Annotated in this window: 14 protein-coding genes; 13 read left to right on the forward strand and 1 reads right to left on the reverse strand. The window is 37.3% G+C overall.

Translation table 11 applies throughout. The features are described from left to right. Positions 1-129: 129 nt before the first annotated feature. A complete protein-coding gene (locus ACFYKT_RS05085) occupies positions 130-276 on the forward strand; it encodes a hypothetical protein (RefSeq protein ID WP_389216368.1) in 147 nt (48 codons plus the stop codon). Positions 277-587: 311 nt separating this feature from the next. Here the strand turns inward: ACFYKT_RS05085 and ACFYKT_RS05090 are convergent, their stop codons facing one another. After that, positions 588-1,088: a chemotaxis protein CheX gene (locus ACFYKT_RS05090; protein ID WP_389216371.1), complete on the reverse strand. Its 501-nt coding sequence runs from the start codon at positions 1,086-1,088 to the stop codon at positions 588-590. A gap of 242 nt (positions 1,089-1,330) precedes the next feature. On the opposite strand from ACFYKT_RS05090, the gene ACFYKT_RS05095 reads away from it, so the two are divergent. From ACFYKT_RS05095 to ACFYKT_RS05150, 12 genes are all read left to right on the forward strand, one after another. Then, positions 1,331-2,419, forward strand: coding sequence for a type III polyketide synthase (locus ACFYKT_RS05095; protein ID WP_389216373.1), 1,089 nt, complete (start codon positions 1,331-1,333; stop codon positions 2,417-2,419). Positions 2,420-2,423: 4 nt separating this feature from the next. Continuing rightward, on the forward strand, positions 2,424-2,984 hold the full coding sequence (locus ACFYKT_RS05100; RefSeq protein ID WP_389216376.1) for an isoprenylcysteine carboxyl methyltransferase family protein: 561 nt from the start codon (positions 2,424-2,426) through the stop codon (positions 2,982-2,984). Between the two features lie 357 nt (positions 2,985-3,341). Further along, the gene (locus ACFYKT_RS05105) at positions 3,342-7,001 is read left to right on the forward strand and encodes a dynamin family protein (RefSeq protein WP_389216379.1); all 3,660 of its coding nucleotides are present in this window, start codon (positions 3,342-3,344) and stop codon (positions 6,999-7,001) included. Positions 7,002-7,006: 5 nt separating this feature from the next. Beyond that, positions 7,007-7,192 (forward strand): hypothetical protein, encoded by a 186-nt coding sequence (locus ACFYKT_RS05110; protein WP_389216382.1) that lies wholly within the window; start codon positions 7,007-7,009, stop codon positions 7,190-7,192. 2 nt (positions 7,193-7,194) lie between these two features. Next, positions 7,195-8,031: a sulfurtransferase gene (locus ACFYKT_RS05115; RefSeq protein WP_389216385.1), complete on the forward strand. Its 837-nt coding sequence runs from the start codon at positions 7,195-7,197 to the stop codon at positions 8,029-8,031. Positions 8,032-8,236: 205 nt separating this feature from the next. After that, on the forward strand, positions 8,237-9,124 hold the full coding sequence (locus ACFYKT_RS05120; protein WP_389217046.1) for a 5'-3' exonuclease: 888 nt from the start codon (positions 8,237-8,239) through the stop codon (positions 9,122-9,124). A gap of 371 nt (positions 9,125-9,495) precedes the next feature. Next, a complete protein-coding gene (locus ACFYKT_RS05125; RefSeq protein WP_389216388.1) occupies positions 9,496-10,344 on the forward strand; it encodes a GNAT family N-acetyltransferase in 849 nt (282 codons plus the stop codon). Then, entirely contained in the window at positions 10,337-11,479 is a 1,143-nt protein-coding gene (locus ACFYKT_RS05130; RefSeq protein WP_389216391.1) for a M20 peptidase aminoacylase family protein, read from the forward strand. The genes ACFYKT_RS05125 and ACFYKT_RS05130 overlap by 8 nt, the downstream gene beginning before the upstream one ends. A gap of 298 nt (positions 11,480-11,777) precedes the next feature. Further along, the gene (locus tag ACFYKT_RS05135) at positions 11,778-12,647 is read left to right on the forward strand and encodes a MurR/RpiR family transcriptional regulator (RefSeq protein ID WP_389216394.1); all 870 of its coding nucleotides are present in this window, start codon (positions 11,778-11,780) and stop codon (positions 12,645-12,647) included. A gap of 51 nt (positions 12,648-12,698) precedes the next feature. Further along, positions 12,699-13,730 (forward strand): dipeptidase, encoded by a 1,032-nt coding sequence (locus tag ACFYKT_RS05140; RefSeq protein WP_389216396.1) that lies wholly within the window; start codon positions 12,699-12,701, stop codon positions 13,728-13,730. Positions 13,731-13,779: 49 nt separating this feature from the next. After that, positions 13,780-14,928, forward strand: coding sequence for an o-succinylbenzoate synthase (gene menC / locus ACFYKT_RS05145; RefSeq protein ID WP_389216399.1), 1,149 nt, complete (start codon positions 13,780-13,782; stop codon positions 14,926-14,928). Positions 14,929-15,038: 110 nt separating this feature from the next. Beyond that, on the forward strand, positions 15,039-16,487 hold the full coding sequence (locus tag ACFYKT_RS05150) for a serine hydrolase domain-containing protein (protein ID WP_389216402.1): 1,449 nt from the start codon (positions 15,039-15,041) through the stop codon (positions 16,485-16,487). Positions 16,488-16,492: the final 5 nt, after the last annotated feature.

Genomic DNA, 16,492 nt, shown 5'->3' on the forward strand with positions numbered 1-16,492 from the left:
GATCACTTTTTGAACGCGTATCCCATAGGTTTTTTTTATGGTTATTAATTTCTATAACAAAATTCTTCACATTTTCGTAAGTGAAAAAATATGATAGCTTATAGTTCTTAGTCAGGATGTGGATTGGACATGATGGAGAAATATTATTGTGATCATTGCAAGCTATTATATAATGAAGAAGGAAATTGCAAAGCATGCGGCACTTCAGTAATGAATAAGTTAATCATTGAAGTGCATAAGCAAAATAATTCGAATAATTATGCAGCACCGGAGTAATCCGGTGTATTTTTTTTTGAGGAATGTGCGGTCAATGGGACAAACGTATGAGGGGAAGAAAGAAAACTGACTCATTGGGGTCACCAATGGGACAAACTCTTGAGAAGAAGCAAAGAAATTGTCCCATAGAAGCAGTCTATGGGACAAAAATATGTGGGAAATCAAGATACCGTCCCATAGGCTCACATTGGAATAACCTTGGCATTCCTGTGAATATACTAATGGGTAGTCTGAGAGGAGAGACTATGAGCACACAGTTAAATTCTTTTTATGTAATTCAGAAGTGAAGCTGGTACGATGTAAGAATCGTTTTAGCTTCCTTCTATCATAAGAACAACCATTAACTCTCCGACATTTTGAATTTGAATAGGCAGCTTTAAGGCTTTAGAAAATCCATAAACCTTGGTACCGCCAACAAGAACGGTCGGTGGGGTAATATCCATCTCAAAACCTTTGCCAGAAACAAAGGTGGAAAGATTGCCTGCAATCATATTGCCAAGTTCCCCTGCAAATGATTCAAGCATTTCTCCTTCAAGTGCCATTCCGAACATGGCCTCGCCAATTTTTCCAAAAACAAACGACTCTCCGTCAATAATAATTCGGCCTCTTACATCGCCTGTCATTCCGATTAAGACACCAATTGAATGCTGCGTGAAAGGTTGTGTAAATAAGGACGGTTTATCAATAGTAATCTCTAACGGCAATACTGATTCTACAGCTTTGATCGTACCGTTCAAAATATCTGTTACACTTTTTGTTATCGTTGTCACACGGCATTCCTCCACTAAAAGAACTATTTTTAATTTTAACATATTTGTCGAAATATAGATGTATTGAATATAAAAAAAGTATATAAATTCTTCATCATTAAACAAATAAATGGATATGGAAAACATTTGTTAATGATTCGTTTAAGAAATAATCTTATAATGAAAAGGCACAACAACTCCTTCAAAACTATATGCTTCCCCCATTACGGGGGAAGTATTTTTTTTTGCATAATTATTTATTATATGGAAAAAATACCCTTAATCAATTAAAGGAGAGGGTATGTATGCCAACAATTGTCTCAGTAGGAGAGGCCATACCTAAGAATATTTTAAAGCAGGATGAAGTAATGGTTTTTGCTAAGGAATTATTCTCAGAATCTTTTCGAGATATAGGACGATTATTGAATGTGTTTCATAATGGCCAAATCGAAAAAAGGCATTTTGTAAAAGGGATGGATTGGTTTCGAACAGACCGATCATTCAAGGAAAGAAATGATGCATACATAGAGGGCGCAGTAGAGTTGGGGACCGAAGCGATTGAGAATTGTTTGAAAAGCGATCAATTCCTTCAAAAGGAAATATCAACAGGAGAAATTGATGCAATATTTTGTATTTCAAGCTCTGGTTTGGCAACGCCAAGTATTGAAGCACGAATTATGAATAAGCTGCCTTTTCCTCCTCATACAAAAAGAATACCTATTTGGGGATTAGGCTGTGCGGGTGGTGCTTCAGGACTTTCCCGTGCATATGAGTATTGTCTTGCTTTCCCAAATGCAAAAGTATTAGTGCTTACTATTGAATTATGCAGCTTGACCTTTCAAAGAAATGACCGCTCAAAAAGTAATTTAATTGGCACCTCGCTTTTTGCTGATGGAGTAGCTTGTGCACTCGTAATTGGGGACGATGTTGATAGAACTGCATTTCAAAAGCTTGAATATAGTCCTTCAATCATGGCGACACAATCAACGCTCCTGCCTGATTCCTTAGATGTTATGGGGTGGGAAGTGAAGGATGAAGGATTGTATGTTGTATTTTCAAAAGATATCCCCACCATTGTCGAGGGATGGCTAAGGCCGAACGTGACTGACTTTTTATCTGAACAGAAAATGAAGATGGAAGACATTCAGCATTTCATTGCCCATCCTGGAGGAAAAAAGGTACTTGATGCATATGTTCATTCATTAGGAATTGAGCCTGAAATGACAAATAAATCTCTAGAAGTATTAAAAGAGTATGGGAATATGTCTTCATCCACTATTCTATATGTTCTGAAGAGATTTATGGAAGATGGCCGAGCAGGAGATTATGGTCTCGCTACAGCGCTTGGGCCAGGGTTTAGCTCTGAATTGCTCTTATTGAAATGGGGGGCATAAATGGATGTTATTCTATATTTTTCTTTTTCTTATAATCGGTCAAAGATTGTCTGAACTAATGATTGCCAAACGAAATGAGCGGCATATGAAACAAAAGGGTGCAATCGAATTTGGACAATCTCATTATCCATTCATTGTGGCGGTTCATAGTTTATTTTTTGTTTCCTTGATCATTGAGGTGGCTCTCTTACAAAAGAATTTATCCCCAAATTGGCCTGTTTTTCTTACCCTTTTTTTGCTTGCTCAGATGGGAAGAGTATGGGTGTTAGCCTCACTAGGGCCATTTTGGAATACAAAAATCCTTGTCTTGCCTGAAGCAAATATTGTGAAAAAAGGTCCATATCAGTATGTAAAGCATCCAAATTATATTATCGTCACAATTGAGCTGATTGTCATTCCGCTCCTTTTTCAAGCCTATATGACAGCTATTTTATTTACCATTTTTAATGCTGTTATCCTTGCTATCCGTATTCCAACCGAGGAAAGGGCACTTAAACAGTTAACTGAATACACAGAAGCCTTTGCTAAAAGCCCTTCTCAAATCAAGAATGTTAAAAAAGTGTGACAATTAAATAATTATGTTGATAATGATTATCGTTCGTGATAGAATTCTAATTGAAGATGAAAATTGTTCTCAGCTAAATTATTAAAAGGAAGGTGTTGTTACATATGGTAGCGATTTTTATTGCAGGCACAGTAACCGCCTATGCATTAGTCATGAAACATGTCCTAAACAATGTTGCCAAGCCGCATACTCGATAAATTTGATACTTATAGATGAAAACCAGGAGCCCCCCTGGTTTTTTTATTTTGTCTTAATTGTCTAAGCCAGGCGCTTACGCTTTTCTAATTAATCATAGGAATTATTAGAAAAATCATTTAAAATAGAAAGTAAATTATATGAACAAGGGGATACGAATTCATGGTTCAAAAGGTATTACAACTAGATGCAACGGAACTTATGGGCAAAATAACAGCTTTATATGAATATTTTCAAACAAACGGAGATGAGAAAACGGCTGAGAGGGCAAAGGATTTAGCCGTTAAGCTTCATAGACAAGAATATTCAATTGCTTTTTGCGGGCATTTTTCTGCCGGGAAATCGAGTATGATCAATCAAATTATTGGTGAAAATTTATTGCCATCCAGTCCGATTCCAACGAGTGCTAATCTCGTGAAAATCAAATCGGGTGACAGTTACGCTAAAGTGATTTTTAAAGAAGGGAAAGCAAGAATTTATCCGGCTCCTTATGATTATGAGCAAGTAAAATCATATTGTAAGGACGGCGACCAAATACATTCAATTGAAATTAGCTATGCGAACACGAGTCTGCCGAAGGATGCCGTCATTATGGACACACCAGGCATTGATTCAACAGATGATGCACATCGAATTGCAACAGAGTCTGCGCTGCATCTTGCGGATCTCGTATTCTATGTAATGGACTATAATCATGTACAATCTGAATTAAACTTTCTTTTTACAAAAGAATTAACGGCAGCTGGAAAAGAAGTCTATTTAATCATCAATCAGATTGATAAGCATCGTGACGATGAACTTAGCTTTGAGGAATTTAAGGGAAGTGTCCGTGATTCATTTGCGTCATGGGGAGTAAAACCAGCAAGAATCTTCTATACATCTTTAAAGGATTTATCTCATGAAGAAAATGAGTTTTTCAGCTTGCAATCCTTTATTGAGGAAACAATGGCAAATAGGAAATCATTGCTTCCTGAATCCGTTCTACAGTCATTAACAAAGTTAACGGAGGAACATTTAGTATTTCTAGAAGAAAAGCAGTGGGAAGAAAGAGATAAGTATGAAGAAATTTTAGTTGAATTATCACTTGAAGAAAGAACGTTATTGCCAGAGCAATTAGAAATCTTAAAAGATAATATATTAGAGATGAAAGCACTCATCACTAATACTGAAAATAGTCTGAATAATAAAGTAGATGAAGTCTTAAAGAATGCTTATTTAATGCCTTTTCAAACAAGAGAGTTAGCTGAAGCCTATGTGGAGTCACGTCAATCCAATTTTAAAGTCGGCCTGTTCTTTTCAAAACAAAAAACGGAACAGGAAAGAGAATCTCGATTGAAGCAATTTCATAAAGAACTTTCTGAAAATGTACAATCACAGCTCGATTGGCATTTAAAAGAACTGTATTTGCATGAAATGAAACAATTTGACCTTCATGAGCCTGCCTTATTAGCAAAAGCACAAAGCTTCCAGCTAGATGTATCAGAATCGTTGCTTGTTCAAGCAGTAAAGGATGGAGCCATGTTATCTGGAGACTATGTTCTCCAATATACGAATGAAGTAGCAGAGCTGATTAAAAAGCTGGCGAAAAATAGCTTATTACCATTAAAAACCGCATTTTTAGAAGCATTGAAATCAAAAAATGAACATGAAAAGCAAAAGCTGGAAAAGGAATTCGACCAACAAAAAGTGTATGCGGATGCATGGGAAGGTTTAATAAGAATAAAAGAAATGAAGGGCCTATCAAAGAAGCAAATCGCTGATTTTCTGGCTGGAGCATTCCAAATAGAGCAAATGAAACAAAAAACAGAGCAATTACTTGCTATAGATACCGAAGAGGCAGAAGTTGTATATCAAATAGAAGAATCTTTCAATCCTGCTGTCAACGAGGAGATGGAAGCTAAAGAAGAAATAGATTATTTAGTGAAAGACAAAAAAGGTCTGGAACAATCTACGGTCCATTCTTTAATAGAGAAGCTTCACTTTACAGCCAATAAAGTTCAAACGGTGCCAGGCTTTAAAAAAATGGCTGAGGAGTTAGTACAAAAGGCGGAAAGGCTACAGAATAAACAATTTACTGTTGCCCTATTTGGTGCCTTCAGTGCAGGGAAATCTTCTTTTGCTAATGCGCTAATTGGAGAAAAGGTGCTTCCGGTTTCTCCAAATCCAACAACAGCTGCCATTAATAAAATTATGCCAATAAATGACCAATATGGGCATGGTACAGTTTTAGTCAAAGTAAAGGATTCACAAGTATTATTTGATGATGTGAGTCGATCACTTAAATTATTTGATATGACTGCTTCTGATTTTGACGATGCATTAAGAAAAATAGCCAAAGTCATGAGTGGGAAAACAGATTTTGATGCAAATGAGAAGACACATTTTGCCTTTTTACAAGCATTTTTACGAGGATTTGAAGTATTCCGCCAAGCGCTTGGAACTACAATAAAGACGGACCTAGATCAATTAAAGGATTATGTCGCAATTGAGGAAAAATCATGTTTTGTTGAAATGATTGAAGTGTATTATGACTGTGCGATAACGAAGCAGGGAATCACGCTAGTGGATACTCCCGGAGCGGACTCCATTAATGCCCGTCATACTGGGGTTGCCTTTGACTATATTAAAAATTCTGATGCCATCCTTTTTGTTACTTATTATAACCATGCATTTTCAAAGGCGGATCGTGAATTCCTCATTCAACTCGGTCGTGTAAAGGATTCATTTGAATTAGATAAAATGTTTTTCATCGTGAATGCGATTGATTTAGCTAATAATGAAGAGGAAAAGGCTTCCGTCCTTGAGTATGTGAGAGAGCAGCTCGTCCAATATGGGATTCGCCGGCCGAATCTATTTGGCCTGTCAAGTCTTCAGGCATTGTTGGAAAAGCAATCACATAAAGAAGCAATCGAATCAAAATTGACTATTTTTGAAGAGAGTTTTTATTCATTTATTACGAATGAGCTAATGGAAATATCCGTAACTTCAGCTGAGATGGAATGGCAACGGGTACTAAACCAGCTTAGAAACTTTATTCAATCGTCCCAGGAAGATAAAGAAATAAAGATACAGAAACGAAATCACTTAGAAAATGAGCAAAGAACAATTGAAACAATCATTCGCAGTCAGGACTCTGCCATTTTTACACAAAGATTGGTTCAAGAAGCCGATGAGCTTGTCTATTATATAAAGCAGCGCGTATTTTTACGATTCAATGATTTCGTTAAAGAAGCATTTAATCCTGCACTTCTTAAAGAGGATGGACGAAATTTAAAGAAAGCGCTACAAACGGCGCTTGCTGATTTTCTGCAAAGCTTTGGTTTTGACTTTGCACAAGAATTAAGAGCGACAACTGTTCGGATGGAGGTATATATTGGAAAACTCCTTAAGGAAGCACAGGAGCGACTGATTGCCTCAACAAAAGAAGTCAATTCGGAGCTCATGTTTAGCCCATTTGAAGGAAAAAGGCTTGAAGGAATAGACTTTGAAACAGCTTTCCAAAACGAAGATCAAGTTCAATTTAAAAAGGCGCTTGCTCATTTTAAAAATCCTAAATCATTCTTTGAAAAGAATGAACGAAAATATTTAAGTGATGAACTGGAGCAAAATATGCAGGAGCCTGCTGCAACTTATTTGCAAACTGAGAGTACCCGCCTAAAGGATTATTATCAGGTAATCCTGAATGAAGAATTTGCCCGTTTTCTAGACGTGTATATGGAACAGGTAGATGAATATTATCATGGTTTGTTAGCCTTTTTAAGAGATGATTTCCCGATAGATCAGCTTAAAGCAATGGAAGAAGAACTTGCAAGCAAAGGGTGAAACGAATGAATATTGAAGCCTTTCATGCATGTGCAACCTGTATTCACTTTCAAGCTGATAAAACGACTAAGGGAATGCGCTATTTTTGTAAGCGTTTAGGCTTCGAAACGAAGCCAAATTATCAATTTAATTGCTGGACACCGAAAAAGCATGTACAAGAATTAATCAACAAGCGGATGGAGGAGAAGTAGCAATGAATCATTTTATTGAAAAAGAATGGCTAATGGAACATCTTGAGGATAAGAATATTCGAATCGCTGATTGCCGTTATAATCTTGGCTCATCTGAAGAAGGTTATGAAGCATATGTGAAAAATCATATTCCAGGAGCAGTCTATTTTCATTTATCAAAGGATTTATCTGGCCCTGTAGCTGCACATGGCGGGAGACATCCCTTGCCAGCAATAGAGAATTTAAAAGAAACGTTTGCACTCGCTGGCATCTCAGAAGAGACAACCGTCATTGCATACGATGGAGGAGAAGGCTCTTATGCCGCTCGTCTATGGTGGCTCTTAAGTTATCTTGGTCATGAAAAGGTATATATTTTAAATGGGGGATATAAAGCCTGGAAAGAAAGTGACTATCCAACGAACGACACAATCCCATCATTTCCAAAGGCAGAATTTAATGTTCGTTTGAACGAGGGAATATTTGCTTCACAGGATGAGGTAAGGACGATTGTTGAAGCCCAAGATAAAGAAGTAGTAATCATTGATTCAAGAGAAAATAAACGCTACCTAGGTATTGAAGAACCAATTGATAAAAAGTGCGGTCATATTCCAGGAGCAATTAATAAAGTTTGGACAGAGGGCTTCGAAAGCGGCCGCATCAAATCAAGTGAAGAACAAGAGAATAGATTTAAAGAAATAGATAAAGACAAGCAAGTGATTGTCTACTGTGGTTCTGGAGTAACCGCAACACCGAACTACATCGCATTAAAGATGGCTGGCTTCAATAAAGTCAAACTGTATGCCGGAAGCTTCAGCGATTGGATTTCTTATGAGGAAAATGAAGTGGAAACAAGCAAATAGAATGAATTAGCTTTTGTGCCTGTGGGGTATGCGGGCAGAATTTTGATCCGTTCTTTGGATCACTTTCTGAACGTGTGCTCCACAGGCATTTACTTATCTATATTATTTGCTGGTTTTAAGTTGTAAAAGTTTACATTCTTAATAGAACAAATCCCATGTTATAATAGTATCTATGAAATAAATGGACATGGGAGAGAAGATCTTGATAAATGAGAATAAACCTTCATTCATGCTTGTAGATGGAATGGCATTACTATTTAGAGCCTATTTTGCAACAGCCGTTACAGGGCAATTTATGATTAATTCAAAAGGAATTCCTACAAATGGGGTACAAGGCTTTGTAAAGCATTTTCTAACAGCTGTTTCGACATTTAAACCTTCCCATGTTGCTGTATGCTGGGATATGGGCAGCAAAACATTTCGTACCGAGATGTACGATGGTTATAAAGCAAATAGACCGGATGCACCAGTGGAGCTGATCCCGCAATTTGATCTTGTGAAAGAAATTGTTGAAGCATTCGATGTGCCTAATATTGGTCTAGCTGGCTATGAAGCAGATGACTGTATTGGCACAATTGCTAAGAGTGTTGGGGAAGAGGCAAGTGTTAGAATCTTAACGGGAGATCAAGACATATTACAGTTAATAGATGAACATATTACTGTTGCTTTATTGCAAAAGGGCTATGGGAACTACCTTGTCCATACGACGGATAGTTTCTATGAAGCAAAGGGTATTCATCCAAGACAAATGATCGACTTAAAAGCCTTTATGGGAGATTCAAGCGATAATTACCCAGGTGTAAAAGGAATTGGCGAAAAAACAGCCTTAAAGCTTTTACAGCAATATGAACATATTGAAGGGGTACTTGCTAATTTAGATCAGCTGACAAAGGGGCAAAGGTCGAAAATTGAACAGGATCTTGAAATGCTGCACTTAAGCCGACAGCTTGCAGAAATTAAATGTGACGTTCCTATTCAATACGATATGAATGAAGCATTTTTCAAAATGAATCGCGAAAAGGTATTAGACAAGTTTGATGAAGTTGAATTCCGAGGACTCCATCGTTTTCTTGAACTAAAAGAATATGCATAGAATAGTAGAAATGAAAATGCCTGTGGCTTACGTTAAATGGTGCTCCTTTTTAGGGGGAGTACTTTTGAACGTATGTTCCACAGGCTTTTTCTATCCCACGCAAAAGTACTTCGTATAAACTTCAGCAAGCACAGCGCCCCTTCAAGCCATATCCTTTCATAGCATGAGTAAAACTAAATTGATTATATTTTTAAATATTTAGAAAATATAATCAATTTAGTATTGTTATGCGTTGCTGACTCATATATAATGATAAAAAGTGAATACTTCAATAAAAATAAAAAAATAAAGTTTATACTTCAATAGATCGTTGAGAAAGTTTTAAACGGACTATATCAATAGCTGTTTCATTATTGTGGAGGGAGATAGAAATGAATGGAATAGAATCAATTACATATAAGAGGATTCAAGATATAGAGGATATTCATGAAGTTGTTTTACTTCAAGCGGAAATCTGGAGTCCGGAAACGGTTTCTCCACTCCCTCAGCTTGTTGCCTCCATTCATAATGGCGGGATTATCATTGGCGCATTCTTTGAAGATAAACTGATAGGTTTTTGTTATGGCTTTGCGGGTTTTAAAAATGGGGAGTCTTATTTAATCTCACATATGGCAGGTATTCTTCCAGACTTTCAAAATTACGGAGTAGGATATCAATTAAAGCTGAAGCAAAGAGAATGGGCGATAGATTATGGATATAAAAAAATTGTATGGACTTATGATCCACTAGAAATAAGAAATGGCTATTTTAATTTATGCAAACTTGGGGCGTATTCAAGGCAATATATTTCCTCGTATTACGGTGAAATGAACGATAAATTGAATAAAGGTCTCACTACGGATCGTTTATTAATTGAATGGGATATTTGTTCAAACCGTGTAGATAAAGCCATTCAAGGAGTGTCGTTGAATAAAACGAATAATGAATACAGTTCATTGCTGACTTGGGAGAAGAACGGAGAGTTTGCATCTTCCCCGTCTCTGTCTAAGAAATATATCAGCTATCAGCAAGATGGATACATTGTTCCGGTACCTTCAAATATACAATTACTAAAACAAAAAAGGCCAGAATTGGCCCAATTCTGGAGATATGCCATTCGAAAAGTGCTCAGTGAAGCGCTCCTAAATGGCTATGTTATTACTGGAGTCCATAAAGAAATGAACTCGTTGACTCATTTTTATATACTTGAAAACAAAAAGGGGGAGGCGTTAGATGATTAAGGAAATAAATGAGTGGGTCACTCAGCATGAAGAAACAATTAAATTAACCTACAAGCATTTACATGCAAATGCTGAAGTAAGCTGGAAGGAATTTGAGACTACTAAGTTTTTATGCTCCGAGCTAGAACAACTGGGCATTTCATATCAAACGTTTGATGATCATACAGGTGTGGTTGGATACTGGGGAAATAAAGAAGAGGGTCCAACGATCGGAATTAGATCTGATATGGATGCTTTATGGCAGCTAGTAGATGGGGAATGGATAGCCAACCACTCTTGTGGCCATGATGCCCATATGACAATGGTTCTTTATACGATTAAATGTTTAAAGGAAATTGGCTTTGCACCAAAAGGCTTAATAAAAATCATTTTTCAACCGGCTGAAGAGACAGGAATGGGTGCAAAAGCAATGATTCGAAAAGAAGTGCTCTCTGACATGGATTACTTGCTAGGCATTCATCTTCGCCCTATCCAGGAAATAGAATTTGGTTATGCATCTCCAGCCATTTATCATGGAGCTACTACTCTATTAAACGGAGAAATTAGAGGCGTACAATCACATGGTGCAAGACCCCATCTTGGGATTAATGTTGTTGATTCGATAGGAAGCATTATTCAAGCACTTAATTCTATCAAAATGGATCCAACCGTTTCAGCTTCTGCTAAAGTAACAATGGTAAAAGCCGGAGGAGATAATTTAAATACCATCCCTGATTTTGCTGAATTTGGCATTGATGTTCGAGCAGAAAATAATGAAGTAATGTCTGAACTATTAGAGAAAATTCAACATGCAGTTATTACCGCTGGTTCTGTAAATCATGCAAAGGTGACTTTAGAACCACAGGCTTCAATGGTAGCAGCTGAAATAAGTTGTGAAATTGAAGGAATTGTTAAAGCGGCAATTGTGGAAGTTCTAGGAGAGAATGGGCTAGTTCCACCACCAGTTACTCCAGGTGGGGAAGACTTCCATTTCTATAAAACTTCGTATCCTAATCTACAGGCTACAATGGTTGGTCTTGGTACAGGATTAACACCAGGACTGCATCATCCAAACATGAGCTTTAACTTGAACTCACTTCAAAACGGAGTAAAAATACTTAGCCAGACGATAATAAAACTATTAATAGCAAAGTAATAGGTGAAATACATAATTTGATTTTTTCTCCATTGTAATAATACAAGCAATAGATTATTTAAACGATTTGCCATCCTTCATAAGAAATAGGCTGTGTAAAAACAAATTGTTGATATTTGCACCCTGTTGATTGGAGCGGAAGGCGCGAGACTCCTGCGGGAGAAGTGGGACAGATGAGACCCCGCAGGAGCTTATGCTCCGAGGAGGCTCATCGCCCACCCCGCGGAAAGGGAGTGCCTGGAGCGGAAATCAACAGGCCAGCTTAACAGAGCCAAGCAGTAGGAAAGGATTCAACCATATGGAAATATACACAGAGAAAATTAGAAAGAACTATAATCAAATCACGAAGAGTCAGCAAAAAGTTGCGAAATTTATCATCGATCATCCAAGGGAGGTGGCTTTTCAGACAGCTAAGCAAGTGGGGCAGTCATGTGGAGCAAGTGAGACAACCGTCATTCGATTATGCTATATTCTTAGCTATTCCGGGTTCAGTGAGCTCCAGAAGGAGATACAAATGAGTTTACTAGATAGCCCTTCAAGCTCCGTTAACCCGATTGGGAATTTCCGTGAGGTATCTAGTTCATTAAAGGATAAAGATTTGATTCATTATGTGATTGAACAGGACAGTGCATATGTGAAATCCACCTTAGAGGATATTGATGTTAAACAATATCAGAAGGCGATAGATCAGCTCATTCATGCTAACAATAGAATTGTCATCGGACTTCGATCCTCATATGGCTCTGCAAGCTGGTTAATGTTTAGTTTGAATATCGTGATTGGAAATACACTTCAATACCGTGGAGAAATAGAAGACGCGAATTATTTATTATCACAGATAAATGAGAATTCTGTTGTGATTGCTATTTCTTTCCCCAGGTATACGGAGGAGACGCTTTTATTCGTTAATGCAGCTAAGAAAAGAGGAGCAACTATTATTGCGATTACTGATGATAAGTTATCTCCACTTGGCCAATATGCGGATATATTGTTTAGAGTTATTGCACCAACGCCGATCCCATTAAAAGGAATTACCCCAACGTTTTCATTATTAAATTTACTAGTTACGAGTATAGCTGCATCTGGAGACGAAAAGGTGCAAAATCATATGAAGCAATATAATCAAATAAGTAACGAGTTTTATCCATTTGCTAAGAAAGAGATTTAAAGTGTTATAGCGGCCAAATGTTCAAACTTTTATATAAAGAAGGTGCGATAAATGGAGGGAAATTTCTCTATTTCAGAGTTTCTAGATACATCGTTAATCATTGATGGTCACTTTGATTTATTAATGGATGTCCAGATCCAACGGGAAAGTGGCAGAACGAAGGTAATTGAAACAGACTATTATCCCCGATTTATCAAAGGCGGTGTGAATATAATCATTGCGTCTTTATATGTGGATAGCAGCTTTTTGCCAGAAATGGCACTTCGAAAGGCATTAGGTCAAATAAGTGCTCTTTATGAAGAAGTGAAGGAATCTCCTGACAAATTAATGATTTGCTATAACGGAGAGGACATGAATATTGCCAAACAATCAAATAAAATTGGATTTCTCCTATCAATTGAAGGGGCTGAACCACTAGGAACAGATCTTAGTTTATTGCGTGTATTCTATGAACTAGGTGTTCGTAATCTTGGGCTAGTGTGGAGCCGTCGAAATGCGATTGGTGATGGCAGTTTCTTTTATCCAACGAGAGAAGGAAAGAAAGGGGGAATTTCCAGCTTTGGCGTAAAGGTAATAGAAGAAGCAGAAAGACTTGGTATGACTATTGATGTATCTCACTTAAATGATGAAGGTTTTTGGGATGTTGTAGAGATTGCCAAGAATCCAATCATTGCTTCTCATTCAAATGCTCGTGCAGTATGTTCAACCATGAGAAATCTAACAGATGAACAAATAAAAGCAATCTCCTCATGTAATGGTGTGATTGGAGTTAATGCTGCAAGCTTGCTCGTTGGAGATGATGATTCCACCTCTAATATCGAACAGCTTATAAAGCATGTAGATCATCTTGTGGAGGTGGCTGGTATCAATAGTGTCGGACTTGGCCTTGATCTATGTGAGGATTTTATGAAGTATAGTTCTCTAGCTAGTTTGGACGGCTTGCCTAGAAAACCGTTTGATGTTATTTCTGGACATCAATCTATTCCGAAATTTTTGGAAGGTCTATTAAAACATGGATATAAGGAAAATGAGCTGACAGGATTAATGGGAAAGAACTTTCAACGGATTTTTTTGAGTAAGTAAACTAGTATTATTCTAATTTTAATATATTTTATGTTTAGGAGGACAAATGATGACCAATAAGTCTATTTCCATTCGGGATGTTACCCTACACCGTTTGGTCATGCGATTAAAGGACCCTTTTACTACAAGCTTCGGTACATTTCAAGAAAAGGAGTTTTTTGTTATTGAAATGGAAGATGATACCGGGTGCATTGGTTTCGGGGAATCTGTCGCATTTTCAAGCCCTTGGTATAGTGAGGAAACGGTTGAAACGAACAAGCATATAATCGAAAAGTTTCTAATTCCTTTACTACTAGAATCACCGATCGAACATCCTGACGAAGTATCAAAACGATTTGAATCAATTAAAAGAAATAATATGGCGAAGTCAGCATTAGAAGGTGCCGTTTGGGATTTATTTGCAAAAAGAAATAAGCTCCCTTTATATAAAGCACTTGGAGGTGAGAAACAGCAAATCGATGTTGGCATTAGTATTGGTATCCAACCAACAGCTAAAGCACTTGTTCATGTTGTTGAAGGCTTTGTAAATGAAGGCTACAAGCGCATGAAAGTGAAAATAAAGCCTGGGGCTGATTATGAGATGTTAAAGGAAGTGAGAAAACACTTCCCAGATGTCTTACTTATGGCAGATGCCAATTCAGCTTATACACTAAAGGATATTAATACTTTAAAAAAGCTGGATGAATTAGGTTTAATGATGATTGAGCAGCCCCTTGCCCATGACGATATCATTGATCACGCAAAATTACAGTCTGAGCTAGAAACCCCTATTTGTTTAGATGAAAGCATTCATTCCCTTGAGGATGCTAGAAAAGCGGTTGAGTTAGGCAGTTGTAAAATTATTAATATAAAGATTGGCAGAGTTGGAGGAATTACGGAATCGAAGAAAATCCATGATTATTGTGCTCAGCAGGAGATTGCGGTTTGGTGTGGCGGAATGCTAGAAGCTGGAATCGGCCGAGCACATAATATTGCCTTAACAACATTACCACAGTTTATTTTACCAGGTGACACAGCTGGATCTTCAAGATATTGGGATAGAGATATTATTGACCCAGAAGTCACCGTAGACAAGGGTGTCATTCATGTTCCGAATAAACCAGGTATTGGCTATGAAGTTAATCGTGAAGTACTTGAGTCGTTCCGGTTAGATAAAACAGTGTATTCACAGAAGAATTTAGTTACCTACAAACAATAAATTTTTAGTAGGGAAGAATCAATAGGATAGATACTCATGGTTATTAATTGTACTCCGGTACAATTTTATAATAATATTTCAGAATATTAAGTAAAAGGGAGAGATTTTTAATGACTCAAAAAACAGTTACTAGTGAATTCGAACAGTATTGTGAAGAGATTGTAAAAAAATATGAGATTCCAGGTTTTTCAATTGGTTTAGCAAAAGAAGGTCAATTATTCTATGAAAATGGTTTTGGTTACCGCGATGTTGAAAACAAACATCCATTATCTTCTGATACCGTTTTTGGAATTGGCTCAGTAACGAAATCATTTACAAGTGTAGCGATAATGCAGCTGCAAGAAGCTGGAAAGCTAAACGTAAATGATCCAGTTGTGAAATACTTACCAGAATTTAAAACGCCGAATGAAGAATATACAAAGCAAATGACGATTCACCATTTTATGACACATTCAGCCGGGCTGCCCCCATTGCCAACTCTATTTAAAGCTTTAAGTAAGAGTATAGCTAACGATCCAAAGTTTGAAGATGAAGGTCAAACTGAGGGCGATATTGGTAAGGTTGAGAAGGCTGCATCAGAGGAGCAAAATAAAAGTGTTGATACCTACGAGGAGTTAATGGCAGATATTGCAACCCAAGAATTCACATTACTTGGAGCCCCAGGAACCGAGTTTAGTTACTCGAATGATGGGTATGCACTTTTAGGGGCAATCATTGAGAGAGTTAGTGGGATTTCTTATGAACAGTATATTAGAGATTACATTTTAGATCCAGCAGGGATGAAAAATAGTGTTTTCCATTTAGAAGAGTTAGTTGATCATGAGGATATTTCATCTCTCTATAATTCTCGTAAAAAAGATGGTGAAACAATTATTTTCCAATCAAATAATCCTTGGGATGCACCATCCATGCGTGCAGCAGGATTTTTAAAATCAACTGTAAATGACATGCTTAAGTATGCAGAAATCTATCGTAACCAAGGGAAAGTAGGAAGTGCTCAGCTCCTGACACCTGAAAGTGTAGAAATAATCACTACACCGCATATTGAGTGTGATAAAGGCACTTACTATGGATATGGTGTCATGGTTACTCCTGACTATTATGGATACAAGCTTGTGGAACATGGAGGGTCAGTTAAAGGGGTGGCAGCCCAAATGAATATAATCCCTGAATTAGGACTATCCGGTGTATCATTTGCTAATTTAGCGGGTGTTCCATCTACGAAACTACTATATAGTGCCCTTGCCGATCAGTTAGGAAAATCAGTCACTGATTCACATTTAACTTACGAGGAAGCAGAAATTTCAGAAGAGGAATTAAAGCAATATGAGGGTGTATATGCTTCCGGTGAAGGAGCGAAATATACAGTAGCTGTTGAGGAAGGCAGACTCCAGCTTAAAGCTGAAGGATTAGATGTTAAAGGTGTCAAACCAATTGGCAATGATACATTTATGGTACCTTTCAGAGAATCGGAAATTTCACTGCGCTTTGTCAAAGATGAAGACAACAAGGTGATCCGTGCAGCATTTGGATATAGACAAAATCCTAAAGTGGAATAGGGGGG

The sequence above is a fragment of the Cytobacillus mangrovibacter genome, from assembly GCF_042865275.1.
Classification (GTDB): Bacteria; Bacillota; Bacilli; order Bacillales; family Cytobacillaceae; genus Cytobacillus; species Cytobacillus mangrovibacter.

Coding starts and splice junctions, on each gene's coding strand:
- ACFYKT_RS05125 (WP_389216388.1), top strand. CDS start 9,496: ATGAATGGAATAGAATCAATTACATATAAGAGGATTCAAGATATAGAG.
- ACFYKT_RS05100 (WP_389216376.1), top strand. CDS start 2,424: ATGTTATTCTATATTTTTCTTTTTCTTATAATCGGTCAAAGATTGTCT.
- ACFYKT_RS05105 (WP_389216379.1), top strand. CDS start 3,342: ATGGTTCAAAAGGTATTACAACTAGATGCAACGGAACTTATGGGCAAA.
- ACFYKT_RS05110 (WP_389216382.1), top strand. CDS start 7,007: ATGAATATTGAAGCCTTTCATGCATGTGCAACCTGTATTCACTTTCAA.
- ACFYKT_RS05140 (WP_389216396.1), top strand. CDS start 12,699: ATGGAGGGAAATTTCTCTATTTCAGAGTTTCTAGATACATCGTTAATC.
- ACFYKT_RS05115 (WP_389216385.1), top strand. CDS start 7,195: ATGAATCATTTTATTGAAAAAGAATGGCTAATGGAACATCTTGAGGAT.
- ACFYKT_RS05090 (WP_389216371.1), bottom strand. CDS start 1,088: ATGTTAAAATTAAAAATAGTTCTTTTAGTGGAGGAATGCCGTGTGACA.
- ACFYKT_RS05135 (WP_389216394.1), top strand. CDS start 11,778: ATGGAAATATACACAGAGAAAATTAGAAAGAACTATAATCAAATCACG.
- ACFYKT_RS05085 (WP_389216368.1), top strand. CDS start 130: ATGATGGAGAAATATTATTGTGATCATTGCAAGCTATTATATAATGAA.
- menC (WP_389216399.1), top strand. CDS start 13,780: ATGACCAATAAGTCTATTTCCATTCGGGATGTTACCCTACACCGTTTG.
- ACFYKT_RS05150 (WP_389216402.1), top strand. CDS start 15,039: ATGACTCAAAAAACAGTTACTAGTGAATTCGAACAGTATTGTGAAGAG.
- ACFYKT_RS05130 (WP_389216391.1), top strand. CDS start 10,337: ATGATTAAGGAAATAAATGAGTGGGTCACTCAGCATGAAGAAACAATT.
- ACFYKT_RS05095 (WP_389216373.1), top strand. CDS start 1,331: ATGCCAACAATTGTCTCAGTAGGAGAGGCCATACCTAAGAATATTTTA.